The organism is Campylobacter sp. CNRCH_2015_0814 (assembly GCF_025772765.1).
Classification (GTDB): Bacteria; Campylobacterota; Campylobacteria; order Campylobacterales; family Campylobacteraceae; genus Campylobacter_D.
The window spans coordinates 44,548-62,299 of the sequence record NZ_JAKMSR010000008.1 but is presented as its reverse complement, the minus strand read 5'-3'; the positions used below and the strand labels follow the sequence as shown (position 1 = coordinate 62,299).

At 30.1% G+C, this 17,752-nt stretch carries 18 protein-coding genes; 11 read left to right on the top strand and 7 right to left on the bottom strand.

The window, feature by feature from the left end:
• Window positions 1–6: 6 nt before the first annotated feature.
• Genes mnmE through rpmH form a run of 6 tightly spaced genes read right to left on the bottom strand, consistent with a single transcriptional unit; the run spans window position 7 to window position 4,533 of the window.
• The gene (gene mnmE / locus L8X24_RS05815) at window positions 7–1,335 is read right to left on the bottom strand and encodes a tRNA uridine-5-carboxymethylaminomethyl(34) synthesis GTPase MnmE (RefSeq protein WP_263664001.1); all 1,329 of its coding nucleotides are present in this window, start codon (window positions 1,333–1,335) and stop codon (window positions 7–9) included.
• Complete coding sequence (locus tag L8X24_RS05810; RefSeq protein ID WP_263664000.1) at window positions 1,332–2,177, bottom strand: Jag N-terminal domain-containing protein; 846 nt, start codon at window positions 2,175–2,177, stop codon at window positions 1,332–1,334. The genes mnmE and L8X24_RS05810 overlap by 4 nt, the downstream gene beginning before the upstream one ends.
• Window positions 2,161–3,741, bottom strand: coding sequence for a membrane protein insertase YidC (gene yidC / locus L8X24_RS05805; RefSeq protein WP_263663999.1), 1,581 nt, complete (start codon window positions 3,739–3,741; stop codon window positions 2,161–2,163). The genes L8X24_RS05810 and yidC overlap by 17 nt, the downstream gene beginning before the upstream one ends.
• Window positions 3,705–4,088: a membrane protein insertion efficiency factor YidD gene (yidD, locus tag L8X24_RS05800; RefSeq protein ID WP_263664027.1), complete on the bottom strand. Its 384-nt coding sequence runs from the start codon at window positions 4,086–4,088 to the stop codon at window positions 3,705–3,707. Before yidD ends, yidC begins: the two co-directional genes overlap by 37 nt.
• Complete coding sequence (gene rnpA, locus L8X24_RS05795; RefSeq protein ID WP_263664026.1) at window positions 4,076–4,402, bottom strand: ribonuclease P protein component; 327 nt, start codon at window positions 4,400–4,402, stop codon at window positions 4,076–4,078. The genes yidD and rnpA overlap by 13 nt, the downstream gene beginning before the upstream one ends.
• Window positions 4,399–4,533, bottom strand: coding sequence for a 50S ribosomal protein L34 (gene rpmH / locus L8X24_RS05790; protein ID WP_012661270.1), 135 nt, complete (start codon window positions 4,531–4,533; stop codon window positions 4,399–4,401). Before rpmH ends, rnpA begins: the two co-directional genes overlap by 4 nt.
• Before the next feature lie 138 nt (window positions 4,534–4,671).
• On the opposite strand from rpmH, the gene L8X24_RS05785 reads away from it, so the two are divergent.
• The 3 genes from L8X24_RS05785 to L8X24_RS05775 are packed head-to-tail and all read left to right on the top strand — an operon-like array spanning window position 4,672 to window position 6,970.
• Window positions 4,672–5,145 carry a GNAT family N-acetyltransferase gene (locus tag L8X24_RS05785; protein ID WP_235362456.1) on the top strand — a complete coding sequence of 158 codons (474 nt, stop codon included), beginning with the start codon at window positions 4,672–4,674 and terminating at the stop codon, window positions 5,143–5,145.
• Window positions 5,145–5,756: a uracil-DNA glycosylase family protein gene (locus tag L8X24_RS05780; RefSeq protein ID WP_263663998.1), complete on the top strand. Its 612-nt coding sequence runs from the start codon at window positions 5,145–5,147 to the stop codon at window positions 5,754–5,756. Before L8X24_RS05785 ends, L8X24_RS05780 begins: the two co-directional genes overlap by 1 nt.
• Window positions 5,753–6,970, top strand: coding sequence for a hypothetical protein (locus tag L8X24_RS05775; RefSeq protein ID WP_263663997.1), 1,218 nt, complete (start codon window positions 5,753–5,755; stop codon window positions 6,968–6,970). The genes L8X24_RS05780 and L8X24_RS05775 overlap by 4 nt, the downstream gene beginning before the upstream one ends.
• Here L8X24_RS05775 and L8X24_RS05770 read toward each other — a convergent pair.
• A complete protein-coding gene (locus L8X24_RS05770) occupies window positions 6,948–7,328 on the bottom strand; it encodes a YbgC/FadM family acyl-CoA thioesterase (protein ID WP_263663996.1) in 381 nt (126 codons plus the stop codon). The genes L8X24_RS05775 and L8X24_RS05770 overlap by 23 nt on opposite strands.
• A gap of 145 nt (window positions 7,329–7,473) precedes the next feature.
• Here L8X24_RS05770 and L8X24_RS05765 point away from each other — a divergent pair, with 145 nt between their 5' ends.
• From L8X24_RS05765 to L8X24_RS05730, 8 genes are all read left to right on the top strand, one after another.
• Window positions 7,474–8,103 carry a GntR family transcriptional regulator gene (locus tag L8X24_RS05765; protein ID WP_263663994.1) on the top strand — a complete coding sequence of 210 codons (630 nt, stop codon included), beginning with the start codon at window positions 7,474–7,476 and terminating at the stop codon, window positions 8,101–8,103.
• A gap of 227 nt (window positions 8,104–8,330) precedes the next feature.
• Window positions 8,331–8,714 carry a RidA family protein gene (locus L8X24_RS05760; RefSeq protein WP_263663992.1) on the top strand — a complete coding sequence of 128 codons (384 nt, stop codon included), beginning with the start codon at window positions 8,331–8,333 and terminating at the stop codon, window positions 8,712–8,714.
• An 18-nt stretch (window positions 8,715–8,732) separates the two neighbouring features.
• Window positions 8,733–10,178, top strand: a complete 1,446-nt coding sequence (locus tag L8X24_RS05755; RefSeq protein WP_263663990.1) for an aldehyde dehydrogenase family protein — start codon at window positions 8,733–8,735, stop codon at window positions 10,176–10,178.
• A 26-nt stretch (window positions 10,179–10,204) separates the two neighbouring features.
• Complete coding sequence (locus L8X24_RS05750; protein WP_263663989.1) at window positions 10,205–11,197, top strand: dipeptidase; 993 nt, start codon at window positions 10,205–10,207, stop codon at window positions 11,195–11,197.
• Between the two features lie 9 nt (window positions 11,198–11,206).
• Window positions 11,207–12,733 (top strand): BCCT family transporter, encoded by a 1,527-nt coding sequence (locus L8X24_RS05745; RefSeq protein ID WP_214126123.1) that lies wholly within the window; start codon window positions 11,207–11,209, stop codon window positions 12,731–12,733.
• Between the two features lie 18 nt (window positions 12,734–12,751).
• The gene (locus L8X24_RS05740) at window positions 12,752–15,151 is read left to right on the top strand and encodes a DUF3726 domain-containing protein (RefSeq protein ID WP_263663988.1); all 2,400 of its coding nucleotides are present in this window, start codon (window positions 12,752–12,754) and stop codon (window positions 15,149–15,151) included.
• A 55-nt stretch (window positions 15,152–15,206) separates the two neighbouring features.
• The gene (locus L8X24_RS05735; RefSeq protein WP_263663987.1) at window positions 15,207–15,851 is read left to right on the top strand and encodes a thiol:disulfide interchange protein DsbA/DsbL; all 645 of its coding nucleotides are present in this window, start codon (window positions 15,207–15,209) and stop codon (window positions 15,849–15,851) included.
• A 43-nt stretch (window positions 15,852–15,894) separates the two neighbouring features.
• The gene (locus L8X24_RS05730) at window positions 15,895–17,745 is read left to right on the top strand and encodes an aryl-sulfate sulfotransferase (RefSeq protein ID WP_263663986.1); all 1,851 of its coding nucleotides are present in this window, start codon (window positions 15,895–15,897) and stop codon (window positions 17,743–17,745) included.
• Window positions 17,746–17,752: the final 7 nt, after the last annotated feature.

The window sequence follows — 17,752 nt, the reverse complement described above, 5'->3', positions numbered from 1 at the left end:
TCCTTTTTATTTTCCTAAACAAAAATTACTAAACATTGCATCTAAAATTTCATCTCTTTCAAATTTTTTGGTAAATTGAGCTATTTCTTCTATGGCTAAATTTAATTCAAAAGCAAAAAGTTCTAAAGAACTTTCTTTTAATAAATCTCTTGCACGCAAAATAGCTTCGCTAGCATTTTTACAAGCATTGAGTATTAAAGTATTACTAATTAGCATTCCATCGCCATCTAAAGTATTTAAGTATTCATTTAAACTTTCCTTAATGGTTTGGGTGTTTTCTTGGGCGCAAATGCGTATACAAGAAGTGCTAATTTCATGTTGAAATTTGGTGATTAGATCACTTTTGTTTAAAACATAAACGATTTTTTTATCACAATCTTTTAAAGCTTGTAAAATACGCTCATCTTCTTCTTCAAATTCTTTAGATCCATCAAAAACAGCTATGATAATATCTGCTTCTTTAATACTTTCATAGCTTAAGTTAACTCCGATTTTTTCTATCTCATCATCTGCATTTCTTATACCTGCTGTGTCGATGATTTTGATTAAATGTGAACCTATTTTTAAACTTTCCTCAATACGATCTCTTGTAGTGCCTGCAATATTAGAAACAATGGCCCTATCAAATGCTAAAAGTGAATTTAACAAGGAGCTTTTTCCTGCATTTGGCTTACCGATAATAGCGACTTTAAAGCCTTCTATAAGTCCTTTTTTACTTAAAGAAATATCTACTATATCACGTAAAAGTTTTGAATTTTTTTCACACATAGCAATGATTTGATCAAGTAAATCTTGTGGTAAATCATCATCTGCATAATCAATACTAGTTTCTACAAAAGCAAGGGTTTGAACAAGATCTATTCTAATGGTATTTAAAAATTTGCTTAAATCACCTTTAATGTTTTTTGCTATGATATTTGTAGCACTTGTTGATTTTGACATGATGGCATCTTGTATACTTAAAGCTTTTAAAAGATCCATTTTTCCATTTAAACAAGCTCTTTTACTAAATTCACCAGGATTAGCAAGACGCGCTCCTGCTAAAATAAGCTCATCAAGTAAAATTTCACTCAAAGAAAAACCCCCGTGGAGTTGAAATTCTACTATATCTTCTCCTGTAAAAGAGTAGGGTGCTTTAAAATAAATCACTAAAGCTTCATCTAAGAAGTCGTTGTTGTTTTTATAAAGTTTGCACAAGTGTGCATAGCGGGGCGTTAATTCTTTTTTGTGGGTAATTTTCAATGCAAGCTCTAAAGCTTTTTCCCCACTTACTCTAATGATACTTATAGAGCCCACTCCATGGGCTGTGGCTATAGCAGCTATAGTGTCATTCATTCATTTTTCTTCAAAAAATCATTTACAACGATATATCTTTGATCGTCATTTTGTTTAATAGCTACATATTTATCAGGAAAACGTTCTCTTAATTTTTCTAATGCAAGTTTTAGCCAAATTCCATCTAAAGGCTTTGTTTGAACTCTTCCTGTGCTCTCTACTTTTTCTATAAGAATTTTTAAATAATTTTCTATAGCTTGGGTTTGATTTTCTAAAAATTGAGCAATTTCTAGCCTTGGCTGAATTTTATATTTAGCACTAAGCCAGTTATAAAGTAAATAAGAAAATGCCTTATATCTATGGGCTTCTTTGCCTATAAGTAAAGCTGCATCTTCTCCATCAAGTTTTATCAATACGCAATTTTCATCCCAAACACTAACTTGTACAACCTTGATATCAAAATCAAAAGTTGCTAGTAAATTTTCTAGTGAAATTTTTATCTCATCAATATAAGAAGCGATATTTTTTTCTTCTGGTGATTCTTTATGGAATGAATCAAAAATAGTATCATTTTTTACTTTATAATGTTCTTTAGTTGGAGTATTGGCTTCAAGTGGTTTTTGAAAACTTTCTCTGTGTTCTTTGTAGTGTTCATTTTTTTCAAGATTTTTTTGTGAATGTTTGATAAAATTCTCGCTTTGATTTTTTTTAGCTTTTTCTTGATGAGGTTTTTTGGTTTTTTTGTGTCCTTTAATACAAATAATAGCATTTTTTCTAAACAAACCAAAAAATCCTGCTTTAGCATGTTGAATAACTTCATATTCTAGATCAATCACAGAGCACTCAAGTTGTTTTGAGGCTTCTATGAGTGCAGTTTGTAAGTCTTTAGCTTCTATGTTCATGTTTAGCTATTTCCTCTTTTTTGTGGTTTTTGAAAAGTTTATTTACAATCACTTGTTGAATAAGTGAGCATATATTATTTACACACCAATATAAAGTTAAACCTGCTGGGAAGGTTAAGAAGAAGAAAGTGAAAATTAATGGTAAAAATTTCATAATCTTTTCTTGCATAGGATCTTGTATAGCCATTGGTGTGATAAGTTGTTGGATAAACATAGTTAGACCCATAAATATAGGTAAGATAAACCATGGATCCATCACAGATAAATCTGTAATCCAAAAAGCCCATGGTGCAGCTTTTAGCTCTATAGCATTTAGTAAAACTCTATAAATTGCAAAGAAAATTGGAATTTGAATAAGTATAGGCAAACATCCGCTCATAGGATTTGCACCATGTTTTTTATAAAGTTCCATCATGTGTAAATTCATTTTTTGCGGATCGCCTTTATAACGTTCTCTGATTTCTTTCATTTTAGGTGCTAAATCTTTGAGTTTATTCATAGAAATCATTGATTTATAAGTAAGTGGGAAAAGAATAATACGCACGATTAAAGTCATCACTACAATAGCCCAACCCCAGTTGCCCATGTAGCCATGTAAGAAATTTAAAAATTCAAACATAGGCTTAGCTATAAAAGTAAACCAACCATATTCCACAACATCATCTAAATCCGCATGAATACTTCTTAAAATTTCATGCTCTTTTGAGCCAACATAACCGCTTGCTTTAAAAGTATTTGTCGAACTTGCAAAAACGATAGAATTTTCGTGATTATCTTTAGTAACTACAGCATTGAGTGGTTTTTCAAAATTATAAAAGAAAGCACTATAATAGCGATCTGAAGCCGCCATAAGGGTTACATTAGAAAAACTTTCATCATTTTCTACATCGCCATCTTCTAACATTGTGATTTTATCATCTTTATCTAAGATCAAAACCCCATGTACTGTATAGCTATCAACTGCTATATTTGGACGATAACCTGGTGTGATAAAATAAGCTGCGTCTTTGCTTAGATTGACCTCTAAATCATAGTTTCCATATTTATGGAAAGTGATTTTTTTAGTTACTGCTAAATCATTTAAATTTTGAGTAAGGATCAAGGTTGTGTTTTCATCACTTACATTGATAGTTTTTTGACTTGTGGTATATGGTGTATTAAATGCCTCTTGATTGATTTTTGCATCACTAAATCTTATTTCTAATGGTAAAGGTGATAAAGAAGTATCTATTAGATTAATACTTTTGCCATTTTCATCTTTGTATTTTTCATCACTTAGATAAAATTTAGCTATCCTACCTAAAGAGTCAATATGTGCTTCAAAATGTTCGCTTTTAACAACTGCTATTTCTTCTTTTTGATTAACGCTAAGTTCTGTTTTTGGAGCTTGAGAGTTAGTGCTCGTAGTGCTTTGTGGAGCTGAGTTGTTTTGTTCTATTTGAGTGATATTTTGCTCAGTTTGTGGAGCTTTGGGTATAAAAAAATAATCATAAACTACAAAAAATAAAAATGATAATACAACAGCAATTAATATGCGTTTTTGTTGAGATAAATTTTCTGACACGGATTGTCCTTTGGAAATATAATCTTAATTAAAAAAAATTGATTATCGTTGCAAGGGATATAAAGATAATTGAGTTGTTTTAAAGCATTAAAACTAGGTTTAAAACATATACCTGAGTTTAGATTATTCTTGCGTATTTTAGGATAATCAATACCACCTTTAAAAAACGGATTGCATTTTAAAATTCTTAAAAAAACTGCACCAAATGCTTTAAAAATATTATTTTTTTTAAATTGCCATAAGGCATACTCAGAGCAACTTGGGTAATACCTACAGCATTGTGGTTTAAAAGGACTGATAAAGAGTTGATAAAATCTGATAAATTTTAGACAGACTATTTTATGCATCCTATTTTTTTCAAACCCCATTTCAAGTTTTTTTCTAATTTTAAAAAAGGAATTTCAGTGATACTCGTTTTGGCTACAAGTATGTATTTTCCGTTTTCAACTTGATTTTTAACCTGAAAAAAAGCTGATCTTAAGAGCCTTTTGGCTCTATTTCTTATAACAGCTTTTCCAACTTTTTTACTAGCAACAACGGCGAATTTTTTTTCTTCGCTTAAAGAGTAAAAGATAATCATGCCTTCGCAATGCCATTTTTTACCTTCTTTATAAATTGCTGCAAACTCTCCTAAGTCGTTAATACTTAGAAAATCTTTTATACCGCTAATCTTTTTCTACCTTTAGCACGTCTAGCATTGATCACTTTGCGACCATTTTTGCTCTTCATACGTACACGAAAGCCGTGAGTTCTTTTTTTAGGAGTTTTATGTGGTTGATATGTTCTTTTCATATTTTTTCCTTAACTTAAAATAAAAAACAAAATAATAAGCGAGTATGTTAGCAAAATCTTACTTAAATCTGCTTTTAATTAAGAGTTATTTTAAAACTTTTTGCTAAATTTTGATTTTATTTTGTAAACTAAGGAAAAATAATGGCTTTTGAAATTTGTGAGAGTAAAAAGGAAGATTTGGAAAAAATTTTAGAATTACTCAAAGAACTTGCTATTCATGAAAATATGCTTGAAGATGTAAAATGCACAAGCAAAGAACTTGAAGAATCATTTTTTAAACATGAATATGCTAAGGCTTTGAGCCTAAAGGTTGATGGTGAGATAATAGGCTATGTGATGTATTATTTTACTTTTTCATCTTTTTGGGGTTTGGGTGGATTATACCTAGAAGATATTTACATACAGCCAAAATATAGAAAAAAAGGTTATGCTAGAGCTGTTTTTAAATATTTAGCACAAATTTGTAAAGAAAAAAATCTTAAACGCTTAGAGTGGGTTTGTTTAAATGATAATGATTTGGGGATTGAATTTTATACCAAGTTAAATGCAAGACATATGAGCGAGTGGAGAACTTATCGTTTAGAGGGTGAAAATTTAGAAGCATTGATGTGATGAATAAACGCAGTTTGTATTATCTAAAAGCTTTTGGTTATGAATACTTTGATGAACAAAAGCAAATTAGACATTTTAACTTAAGTTTTAAAGAATTAAACGAAAGAGTAAAAACTTGCAATCTTTGTCATTTTTCTAAATTAAGAAAGTATAGTTTAATAGAAAAAGAAGCCAAAAATGCTAAAATTCTGATTTATCAAGCTTTTATTGATAAAGAAGAAAACGAAAGTGGAAAGTTTTTTGCTTCTAAAAACAAACAAGAGTTTTTAAGATTATGCAAAGAGCTTTTAAATTTAAAAGAAGATGAGATATATTTTTCTTATATGTTTAAATGTTTTAGTAATTTTAAAATAGATGATCAAGCACTAAAATTATGCTTGCCGTATTTTTATAATGAGCTTGATTTTGTAAAAGCAAAGATTATTTTATGTCTTGGTCAAGAAGCTTTTGTAAGTTTGGGTTTTGAGAACTTTCAAAAATACAAAGGGCAATGTATGCGTTTTAATAATGCTTTGCTTTTGCCAAGTTATGATTTGAATTTTTTGAGTAAAAATCCTAGCTTTTATGCTGAATTTATAGAAGATATTAAAAAAATAAAAGGTTATTTATGAGAAAAAGTTTAGTTTGTTTGATGATGATTTTTGTTTTAACTTTAAGTGCTTTTGCAAAAGAGCAAAAACCATCGCCCATAGAACCTAGTGAGTCTTTTTATCCTAATTTAGAATTTCAAAATTGTGATAATGATTGTTTATTTACTTTGTTAGAAACAGGACTTTATTTTAATTTCTTATCAAGATTTAACAATGATAATGCAAATGAACTCTTGGTTAATATCTATACTAAACTTTTAAATTCCATCATAGATTTTGAAAAAAGAATTCAAAAAAATGCTAGTGTAAAATTAGCTATTATTATACCTGAGCAAACGATTAAAAGTTATTCTAATACTATTATAAACTCAAGCATAGCGTATTTATTAAGACAAAGAGCGCAAATAAAAGTAAAGGTGTTTTTAATAGGCACAGAAGATGAGAGTAAGATAGCTAAAGCTTTTAAGCAAGCTCAAGAAGAAAAATTTAATTATATCATCGCAGGTTTTACAGATAAAGGTGTGAAAAATTTATTAAAAGAAAATCTTGATTTAAATGTAAAAGTTTTTATTCCTACTGCACATAAAAGAAATTTTGATACGCAAAATGAAAATGTGTATTTTGGAAGTATAGACTATCAAAAACAAATTCAAAAACTTTTAGAATATTCAAATGGTAAAAATATTATTTTTTCAGATGGAACACCTTTGGCAAATCGCTTAGATGAGAATGTTTTAAACGCAGGTAATGGTAGTGAAAAAATTTATACTATTAATAGTTCTAAATTTGATTTTAGAAGTATTTTAAATCAAAATAGAAGTTTTCAAGATTCTAGTATTATCTTAAATACTTCTTTGATTAAAACAGCGCTTATAAGCTCACAAATAAGAACTTATGATATAGAGCCTTTTGTGTTATTATCAACTCAGATTAATTATAATCCTATTTTGCTAAGTTTAACGCAAATTAACGATAGAAAAAAACTTTTGCTAGCAAATTCCATTTCTAATGAGGATCAAACTCTAAGCTATCTTAATGAGCTTTTTTCGCAAAATATTAATTACAACTGGATAGCGTATGCAACTAGCGTGGGGCTTGATTATTTTTATACGCAGTTTTTAGATAAAGACTCTCAAAGAATTTTCGATGAGAGTTTAAATGATAATCAATTTGACTATAAGGTTAAAATCATTCGCTCGCAAGGCTTAGGTTTTACTCCTTTGCAAAATCAGTAAAAACCTTAGCTATAGCCTCATCTATAGGGGCTACTTTTTCATTTTTTAAAAAAGCTAGGGTAAAATCAGCCTCAAAAAGCTTGGTGCTATCTTTGTAAATCTCTTGTTTTATACAAACTGAAGCTTTTTTAAGCTTTGCGATAAATGTTTTTACTTCTATAAGATCTCCAAGTTTAGCGGGTTTTAAAAAGTTACAATTTGCTTTAGTAAGTAGGAAATGTCCTGTATTTTTATCAAAAATTTTCGCGTTTTTTTGAAAAAATATCTCACTTCTTGCTCTTTCGCAAAATTTTAAGTAATTGCTATGATATACCACTCCACCCGCATCGGTATCTTCATAATAAATTCGTATTTGCATTTAAAATCCTTTTTTGTTTTTTATAATACATTATATTTAAAGTAAATTGAATATCAAATATGAATTTTAATCATTAATATTTTGTCTTAAATACATTAATAATTAGATATTATTCTATAATTTTTATTTTATATTTGGAAATTACATGAAAAAAGTGAAAAATAAAACTTTAGCCGAACAAGTATATGATGAATTAGAAAGAAGAATAGTTTTTTGTGAAATAGAGCCTGGTAGTATTTTGACAGAACAGGGCATAGCAAATATGCTTGATGTTGGACGTACGCCTGTAAGAGAAGCATTATTGTTGCTTTCAAAACGTTATTTGGTGAATATATCAAAAGCAGGAATAATGGTTCCACAAATGAATGCTTCTTTACAAATGCAACTTTTGGAAGTAAGAAGAGTTATTTTGAAACTTTGTATAGAATGTGCTATAAAAAGACTTACTGAGGATGATAAAAAAGCTATAAATGAACTTTTAAATGAAATTGAAAATTATGATGAAATAAATTTTTTATCATGGCTTGATAAAAGACAAGATGTATTAGCTAAAGCTTCTAAAAATTATTTTATTTACGAAGAATTGAGAAACGTGCAAGGGATTTCAAGGAGATTTTGGTATCGCTATGCTCAAAATAGTCAACATGATATTGTAAAAGAAAAACACAAGAATATATTAAAAGCTGTGTATCAAAAAAACACAGAAAAAGCTTTGGAATATGTTGATGACATTATTGATTATTTTGAGAATTTTGTTAAACAATATTTGATTTGATATAATCATATAATAAGTATATATTCAATTTTACAACTAAAACTACCTTACTAACTTATTTGATGTTTTAATCATAGGGATATCTTTTAAATATATTTACCAATATTCACATATTTACATGTTTTTTCAAGGTAAGAAAATATATAATATATTTATTGTCGGCATTAAGTATTTATTAAGTTTTTTTCCTATAGACTTGAAAATATAACAATACAAAAAGGAGTTGTATGTCAAGTAAAATAGCGGTTAAAACAAAATTATTCCCCTCAAAATCTCCATTAGAATGGGCGGTTGTATCAAATAATATTTTATATACAGCACAAATTCCTATTGATAAAAATGGAGAGGTTGTTACTGGTGGTATAGAAGCGCAAACCAAACAAGTTTTTTCAAATCTTATTCATACTTTAGAATGTGCTGGTTCTAAATTAGATGATGTGTTACAGATTTTAATTTATGTTACAAAAAGAGAAGATTTAAAATTTGTAAATTCGATATATTCAACCTATTTCAATACAGTTTATCCAAATAGAGCTGCATTTATTGTTTCTGGTTTGGCTAGAGAAGAAATGCTGGTTGAATTTGTAGTTTATGCGCAAACTCATAATTAAAATTATAAAGGAGATAAAATGTTAGATTGTACTAAGGGTTTATATATTAATGGTCAATGGGTAGAGGGTGTTAATACTATAAAAAATATTAATCCATCTGATATTGATAATGATCTAGGGGATGTAGCACAGGCTGATAAAAAACAAGTAGAGCTAGCTATTGATGCTGCTAAAGAGGCTCAAGTTTCTTGGGAAAAAACTCCTTTAGAAGAAAAGGCAAATTTGCTTTATAAAATCGGTGAATCTTTAATGAATAGAAGCGATGAGATTGGAAAAATTATATCCTTAGAAGAAGGAAAAACAAAAATAGAAGGAAAGGGAGAAGTGTTTAGATCAGGTCAATTTTTTCAATATTATGCAGCTGAAGTATTAAGACAAATTGGGGAAAATGCAGCGTCTGTAAGAAGTGGTGTTGATGTTGAGATTACAAGAGAGGCTGTTGGTGTTGTTGGTATTATTTCTCCTTGGAATTTCCCTATCGCAACAGCTTCTTGGAAAATAGCTCCTGCTCTTTGTTTTGGTAATAGTATAGTATGGAAACCAGCTAATACCACTCCAGCTTCTGCTGTAGCTTTAGCTGAGATTATTCATGAGCATGGATTGCCAAGTGGTGTATTTAATTTAGTTTTAGGTAGTGGTGGGGAAGTTGGTGAGACTATTATTAATTCTAGAAATATCAACGCACTTTCTTTTACTGGATCTGTTGATGTTGGTAGAAAAATAGCACGTGCTACGGCTGCAAATTTTGTTAAATGTCAATTAGAAATGGGCAGTAAAAATGCCTTAGTTATTATGGATGATGCAGATCTTGATCTTGCTGTTGAGTGTGCTATTGCAGGAGCTTTTTCAGGTACTGGACAAAAATGCACAGCAAGTTCTCGTTTGATTGTTATGGAAAGTATTCATGATGCTTTTGTTGAGAAAATGGTTTCTAGAATGAAAACATTAAAGGTTGGCCATTGCTTAGATGATGGAATTTTTATGGGACCAGTAGCCGATAATAAACAATTTGAATCTAATTTCAAATGGGTTCAAAGAGCTAAAGATCTTGGAGCGGAATTGGTATTTGGTGGTGAAAAATTATCACTTGATAAAAATGGTTACTATATGTCTCCTACTTTATTTATTAATACTAAAAATGATTGGGATATTAATCAGGAAGAAATTTTTGCTCCATTAGCATGTGTGATTAAAGCAAAAGATTTACAAGAAGCTGTTGCGCTTAATAATGGTACTCGTTTTGGATTGACTTCAGGGATTGTAACATCGAGTTTAAAAAATGCAAACATATTTAAAAAAGAAGCAAAAAGTGGTTGTGTTATGATTAATCTTCCTACAGCTGGAACAGATTATCATGTACCTTTTGGAGGCAGAAAAGAATCTAGCTTTGGTCCAAGAGAGCAAGGTTCTTATGCGAAGGAATTTTACACAGTTGTAAAAACAACTTATGTAAAAGCTTATTAAATGTTGTTTACAAAAAGGAGGTGGTTATGTTTGGGAAAGATATCATTATAGATGGTTTGCAATATTGCAAATGGGATAAAGAATATTTTAAATTTTTAAAATCAAGCGGTGTTAGTGCTGTGCATGTTACTTTAGTATATCATGAAAATGCTAGAGAAACACTCACTAGATTTGCCCAGTGGCATAGATTTTTTGAAGAATTTAATGAATATATATTGCCTGTTTTTTCAAGCGAAGATATTTTAAAAGCAAAAGCTCAAAATAAGGTAGGGATTTTTTTTGGAGCACAAAATTGCTCTTTGATTGATGATGAAATAGGGTTAATATCTGTTATGAGACAGCTTGGTTTGTTGATTATGCAGCTAACTTATAATAATCAAAGCTTATTGGCTACTGGTTGTTATGAAAAAAACGACAGTGGTATCACTCGCTTTGGCAAACAAGCGATTGAAGAAATGAATAGGGTTGGTATGATTGTTGATATGTCTCATAGTAGTGATAGATCAACATTGGAAGCTATTGACATATCGTCTCGCCCTATATGTATATCTCATGCTAATCCTAAATTTGCGCATAATGGATTGCGAAATAAAAGCGATGAGGTGATAAAAGCTTTAGCTAAGAGAAAAGGTTTGATAGGTTTGTCTTTATATCCTTTTCATTTGCCAAATGGAAGTGATTGCACATTGGATGATTTTTGTAAAATGAGTGCTGATTTGGCAGATATGATAGGGGTTGATCATATAGGTATAGGAAGTGATTTATGTTTGAATCAACCATTAGATGTATTAGAATGGATGCGCAATGGTAGATGGTCTAAGATAAAAGATTATGGCGAAGGTAGTGCTACTAATTCCACATGGCCTAAAAATGTGTCTTGGTTTAATGATACTAGTGGCTTATATAATATTTATAAAGGATTGACTAATTATGGGTTTTCTGAGAATGATGTAAAAAAAATCATGGGTCTTAATTGGCTTCATTTTTTACAAGATGGCTTAAAAGCTCAAACTTGCTAAGGAGTTAAAATGTTAAACAGTGCTCCTAAAAACAATACTCGTATTGATAAGTTGACTTTAATTTGTAGTAGTGGATTTTTGATGATATTTGTTGTAATAGCTTTAATTGATTCAAAGTTACTTAGTGCGATCGTTGAGTTTGGTTTTAATGTCTCAGCAAAATACTTTGGTGCTTATTGGCAAATTTTACTACTTTTGACTTTTATTATTGGGATCGGGCTTAGTTGGGGAAGAACAGGCGGCGTAGTTTTGGGTAATATTAAAAATCCTGAAATGAGTACATTTCAATGGATATCTATTATTATGTGTACTTTACTTGCAGGCGGAGGTGTTTTTTGGGCTGCTGGAGAGCCTATAGCTCATTTTGTTTCTCCATCTCCTGTATTTGGAAATACTAGTAATATTTTTCAAAAAATCACAGAAGCTCTAGCACAATCTTACATGCATTGGAGTTTTTTATCTTGGGCTGTTTCTGGAACTATTACCACAATAGTGCTAATGTATTTACACTATGAAAAAGGCCTTCCTTTAAGACCTAGAACTATTCTTTATCCTATTTTTGGTGATAAAGTTATACACGGATGGATTGGTTCTTTAATAGATGCTTTTTGTATTGTGGCTGTTGCTGCTGGTACTATAGGTCCTATAGGATTTTTAGGTTTACAAATTTCTTATGCACTAAATATGATTTTTCAAATACCAGATAACATAATCACTCAAATGAGTATTATTATTTTGGCTATTTTAGTTTATACTATATCTTCACTTAGAGGTTTAGCAAAAGGCATTCAAATTCTTAGTAAATGGAATGTTATTTTAGCTGTAGGTTTGATGTTTTTTATTTTTATTTTTGGTCCTACAAAATTTATTTTGGATGTTTATGTTCAAGGTGTTGGAACTTTGATACAAAATTTTATACCTATGGCTACTTATAGAGAAGATACTGTTTGGCTTGCATCTTGGACTTTGTTTTTTTGGGGGTGGTTTTTAGGATATGGTCCAGTATTGGCTATCTTTATTGCTAGAATTTCAAGAGGTAGGACTTTAAGAGAGCTTATTATAGCTGTAAGTATTTGCGCACCAATTATCACAATGTTTTGGTTTACTATTGTTGGTGGAACAGGATTGTATTTTGAAATAGAAAATCCAGGCAGCATAAGCTCTGCTTTTAAAGGTTTTAATATACCTGCTGCGTTAATAGCAATAACACAGTCATTGCCATTGTCAACATTTATTTCAGCATTATTTTTGATATTAGCAGCTATTTTTATTATTACAACTGGTGATTCTATGACTTATACTATGAGTGTTATTGTTAGTGGGAACACTGAACCTAGTAAGCTTCTTAGAGCTTTTTGGGGAATTTTAATGGGGGTATTGGCAATTATTTTAATATCTATCGGACAGGGGGGAATTTCGGCTTTACAATCATTTATAGTAATTACTGCTGTGCCTGTTTCATTTATATTATTACCAACCTTATGGAACTCTATACAGATTGCAATTAAAATGGCAGATGAGCAAAATTTACGTTAATACAAAAAAGGAGACAAAATGAAAAATGATATGAAATTAAGAAGTCCACAAGAAGTCATGTCTTTAGAAAGACTAGGCTCTATGCACTCATCTAGACTTAGTTTTACTAGAACTTTGATGAGGAAAATTGCTCAAGAAAAATGGGTATTAAAAAATATTTTATGGGATTTAGATGATAAAGGATTTGGTGATGTAATATATCAAGTTAGAACACCTCATGGAATATATCATCTTGTTATATTTGCTAATTATATAAAAGATGAAGAAAGAAATGATAGAGTTATAGCAAATAAGTGGGATGTCACTTTTACTTTTGTAAATGGAGAAATTGATAGTGGATTATTGACTGTTTTAAAAGAAAATGTTCCACTGCAAGAAGCTGGTAGAAATTTTAACAATGCTTTTGTTTTAGCAAGGGCTAATAAAAGTGTAAGAATTTTTGAATATATTGTTAATTCTTTAGCTAATGGAAAACAACCTGATTTAGATGAACTAGCTAAAGTTGGTTATATATTAAGAACCACAGCTGTATATGGAAGTGGAAAATTTGGAATTTCTGATTTTGATAATCTGCAAAAAAATGGAGATTTTTCTCAGTCATTTTCTGCTGAAATGTGCGCTGTTTATATTGTAAGGCAATTTAGTTTAGATTGGGTAAATTATATAGCCAAACAGCGTGGTGGAGATAAAGCTGTAGAACTTGATAGAGATATTCAAAGATATTTAGGTGTGGGAAATGCTACTGGACTTGGTATGGCTCCTTATTTGATTAAACACCCAAAAGTTGTTGATAATTGGCTTTATCAAAGAGAATTAGCGTTGTCAAAAGTTATGCAACAAAAGCTTGATATGAGTAAGGCTAAAGAATTGATTGATTATTTAAAAAGAGCAAGTTTACATCTTAAAGAAATAACAACAATAGATTCAAGGCAAGATAATTTAAACAAAATAGCTTCAAGTGAGCTTTCTTATATAGTAAAAGAAATAAAAACAAAAATAAATGCTTCTATGGTTATTGAGGAATTTGTAGAATATACAAAAAAATATTCTTTGGAAGCACAAGAAATCGTACTTTCGTGTTTATTAGAACTGTATCCTGAATTAGTTGATATACACGATAAAATGATGACAATCGATGAAACTCCATTAGAACTTACTGGTGTTAAAATTTCTGAAATTAAAAATGTAATAGAGAAAAAATATGATTGGGCTTTAGGTATTAATTTTGAAAATCCTGAAAATAATTATTGGTTTTGGTATATATCTGAAGAAAAAGAAGAGCCTAGGCTTGGAGTAAGAGGTATTGATAATGGAGATGAACTAGAACAACCTTTAGATATTGCTAGGCAAGTGGTTAAATTTTACAATACTTTAAAAAATCAGGATGATTATTTACATATAAGTAAATTTTTATTAGAAAACCCTTGTTTTACATCTATAGCTAGAAGAGTTTGGACTATGGGAAATTGTGTAATGGGTGATATAAGGGCTAATGTTTTAGCAAAAGACTTTTTGCCTATGCATCTTTTAAGAGCTAAATTGTCTATGTTTGGTGCAACAAAGTATGATCCAAGATCAGATAGATGGGTTCAAGTGACATTGTTTCAGAATGCACCTTTAATGGATGAAATTCATGCTAATGAGTGGATGTTTCCATTATTGCCAAAAAATAAGCATAGTGTTTGTGATTTATCTAATAATAATGTTTATGTTTCCAAAAACGAACTTAAAGCTGCTTGTATTAAAGCTTATAATGGATTAAAATTAAATCTTGGAGAAGCTGATTTAATTGCATCTATGGTTATTGACATGCAAATGGCTGGATTAAATGGATTGTCAAATTTTCTTAAAGCTGCGCCTTATTTAAAAAGTGACAATTTAGATATAACATTAAACATTACAAATGAGTATTTAAGTGTTGATCTTAATCATCATAGCATATTATGTCATATTCAAATTATTATTGCGTATGCACTTGATTTTTTAAATCAATATAATTCTTTAAATATAAAAATTTCAAAATGTTATAATAGGTGTTTTGTGTATTCTCAGTTAAAAAGATTATCAAATAAAAATTTATATGTTAAAGCTTATTGGTATGACATAAAGCAATCTCAGTATGTGGAATACTTTATAAAAAATAATGAAGATTTTCCAGATATTTTAATGAAAAATATACCTTGTGATTTAGATGAAAGAGCGCTTTATATTGAAATTTCTAAAAATCCTTTAATCAGAAATGATGAGAATGTAAGTATTTCTCATGATATTATTGAAAAAAATTACGAAGAGAGTATTCAAAAAGGCATCTTGCTACAAAAGAAAGAATGGGAGGAACTGTTGAAATATACAAAAGGAATTATGGTTCAATCTAGTGAGCAATCAAGAAAAGATGCTGGAGGTGTGGTTGAATCCTGATGTTTATGATATTGCAATATAATTATATTGCAATATCATGATATAGGAGTTAAAATTGAATTTAAAAAATATTTTTTTGATTGTTTGTTGTACGCTCAGTTTTGCTATAAATGCAAATGCGTTAAGTGAGGGTAAAGAGTATATTACTTTAAAAACACCTATTCCAAATGCACAAAATTCTCTAATAGAGGTATTTTCTTATCGTTGTATTCATTGTTACACTCATCATCAATTTCACACTTTAGCAAAGGTTAAAGAGGTTTTGCCAAGTTTAAAATATGATCTTTTTTCAGTAAGTTCTATGAGTGAGTATGGTGGGGCTTTAAATGAGATGTTTGCTTTAGCTTCTTTTAAAGAAAAATCCTTAGGTTTAGATGTTACTAGTGAAAAAAGTCTTACTTATAAGCTTGCTGATGTGTATTTTATAAGTCATTTTGAGCAAAAGTTAAATTTAAATAATCTTGATTTGTTTTATAAAATAGGTTTAAATGTTATCGGTGCTAGTAAAGAAGAATTGCAAAAATTTTTACAAACCAAAGAAGCCAAAGAGCTTTTAGCTGCTTATGATGTGGCTAATGAAATTTCAAGAAATTACGGCACACCTGCTTTTGTAGTAAATGGTAAATATCAAATCAATCCCGAATACATTACTTCTTTAGAAGAACTAATCCGTATAGTTAAAGAACTTTCAGTTAAATAATGCCTTTATTTTAAAGGTGTTATTGATCTTATAAAGGATAAGCATGAAAATTAAAAAAATCATCAGCTTAAGCTTGCTAGCTAGTGTGGTTTTAGCGCCAAATTTAGCTTTAGCTGTAGGCGGAGCAAGTGGGGCTAAGATAGACTATCAAGTGCAAGGAAAAATTGGAGCTATAAAGCTCAATCCTTATGGTTTATCCCCGCTTAGTGCTGTGATTGTAGGTGGAGGATATGAGTTAAGTGATGTGAGTGTGACTATAGTTCCAAAGCCAAATGGACAAACCATATCTTATAAGGTAAGTTCTAATAAAATTAAAACTTATGGAGGAATTCCTATTTTTGGACTTTATCCATCGTATTTAAACACAGTAAAAGTAAGTTATACCAAAACTGCTTTTGGAAAAAGTGAAAAAGTAATAGACGAGGTATATAAAATAGCAACAGGTGGGGTAAATATAGAGCCAAGTGGAAGTCTTATGCAAAGAGGTGTGCCTTTTGAAAAAGTGGAAGTGATTAAAGTAGATAAAGAATTTGAAGATAGATTGTATCTAATAAATAATACTCCAGGAAAATACAGCGCAAAAAGCTCTCAAGCTATATGGAATAACCCAAGCGGTGGTGCTTTAGAATGGGATGAGGCTTCTAATGCCTTCATTGTCGATACAAAGGGTGAAATTCGTTGGTATTTAGATAATGATAAGCTAATGGATAAAAATAATATTTATAATCGTGGTATTATGATGGGTTTTAGACAAAACTCAGATGGGGCATTAAGCTTTGGGTTTGGTCAAAGATATGTAAAATATGATTTAATGGGTAGAGAAATTTTTAACCGCCTTTTACCTTCTTCTTATATAGATTTTTCTCATTCTATGAGTCAAATGTCAAATGGAAATTATCTTTTAAGAGTAGCCTTGGCTAATGTTAAGCGTCCTGATGGTAAAAATGTGCGCTCGGTGCGTGATGTGATATTAGAGGTTGATAATAATGGCAATGTGGTAGATGAGTGGAGGCTTTTTGAAATTTTAGATCCATATAGAGCTAATATTATCAAAGTTTTAGATCAAGGTGCGGTTTGTTTAAATGTAGATGTTTCAAAAGCGGGTAAAACTCTAAGCAATGAAGAATTAGCCAAAATGGATACAAGTGAAATTTTTGGGGATATAGCAGGCACTGGAGTAGGGCGTAACTGGGCTCATGTAAATAGCATAGATTATGATCCAAGTGATGATAGCATTATCATTTCAAGTCGTCATCAAAGTGCTATTATAAAAATCGGCCGTGATAAAAAAGTAAAATGGATATTAGGAGCGCATAAGGGCTGGGGAGAAAAGTATAAAAAAGCACTTTTACAACCTATTGATAAAAATGGCAAAAATATAATTTGTGAAGATGATTATAGTAAATGTCCTGGTTATAAAAATAAGGAAGGTGGTTTTGATTTTACATGGACACAGCACACTGCTTTTAGAATAGATGAAAAATCTAACAAAAGATATATTTACATTACAGCTTTTGATAATGGCGATGCAAGAGCTATAACACAACCTGCTTTTGCTTCGATGAAATATTCAAGAGCGGTTGTATATAAAATAGATCAAAAAAATAAAACCGTAGAGCAAATTTGGGAATATGGAAAACAAAGAGGCAATAAATGGTTTTCGCCTGTTACTTCTTTAACTGAGTATTATAAAGATAAAAATTCGATTATGGTTTATAGTGCTAGTGCTGGTATGGCTTTTGATTTAAGCAAGGGTGTTGCTATAGGAGAACCAAAACCTGAAATAGATGAGTTTAAATGGGGAGCTAAAGAACCTTCAGTACAAATTCGCTTTAGTGGAGCAAGTACTGGTTATCAGGCTATGCCTATTGATTTAGAAAAAGCATTTAAATAAAAAAGGG

Coding starts and splice junctions, on each gene's coding strand:
- L8X24_RS05810 (WP_263664000.1), bottom strand. CDS start 2,177: ATGAACATAGAAGCTAAAGACTTACAAACTGCACTCATAGAAGCCTCA.
- L8X24_RS05765 (WP_263663994.1), top strand. CDS start 7,474: ATGAAAAAAGTGAAAAATAAAACTTTAGCCGAACAAGTATATGATGAA.
- mnmE (WP_263664001.1), bottom strand. CDS start 1,335: ATGAATGACACTATAGCTGCTATAGCCACAGCCCATGGAGTGGGCTCT.
- L8X24_RS05775 (WP_263663997.1), top strand. CDS start 5,753: ATGAGAAAAAGTTTAGTTTGTTTGATGATGATTTTTGTTTTAACTTTA.
- L8X24_RS05750 (WP_263663989.1), top strand. CDS start 10,205: ATGTTTGGGAAAGATATCATTATAGATGGTTTGCAATATTGCAAATGG.
- L8X24_RS05740 (WP_263663988.1), top strand. CDS start 12,752: ATGAAAAATGATATGAAATTAAGAAGTCCACAAGAAGTCATGTCTTTA.
- L8X24_RS05745 (WP_214126123.1), top strand. CDS start 11,207: ATGTTAAACAGTGCTCCTAAAAACAATACTCGTATTGATAAGTTGACT.
- L8X24_RS05730 (WP_263663986.1), top strand. CDS start 15,895: ATGAAAATTAAAAAAATCATCAGCTTAAGCTTGCTAGCTAGTGTGGTT.
- L8X24_RS05770 (WP_263663996.1), bottom strand. CDS start 7,328: ATGCAAATACGAATTTATTATGAAGATACCGATGCGGGTGGAGTGGTA.
- rpmH (WP_012661270.1), bottom strand. CDS start 4,533: ATGAAAAGAACATATCAACCACATAAAACTCCTAAAAAAAGAACTCAC.
- yidD (WP_263664027.1), bottom strand. CDS start 4,088: ATGCATAAAATAGTCTGTCTAAAATTTATCAGATTTTATCAACTCTTT.
- L8X24_RS05780 (WP_263663998.1), top strand. CDS start 5,145: ATGAATAAACGCAGTTTGTATTATCTAAAAGCTTTTGGTTATGAATAC.
- L8X24_RS05755 (WP_263663990.1), top strand. CDS start 8,733: ATGTTAGATTGTACTAAGGGTTTATATATTAATGGTCAATGGGTAGAG.
- L8X24_RS05760 (WP_263663992.1), top strand. CDS start 8,331: ATGTCAAGTAAAATAGCGGTTAAAACAAAATTATTCCCCTCAAAATCT.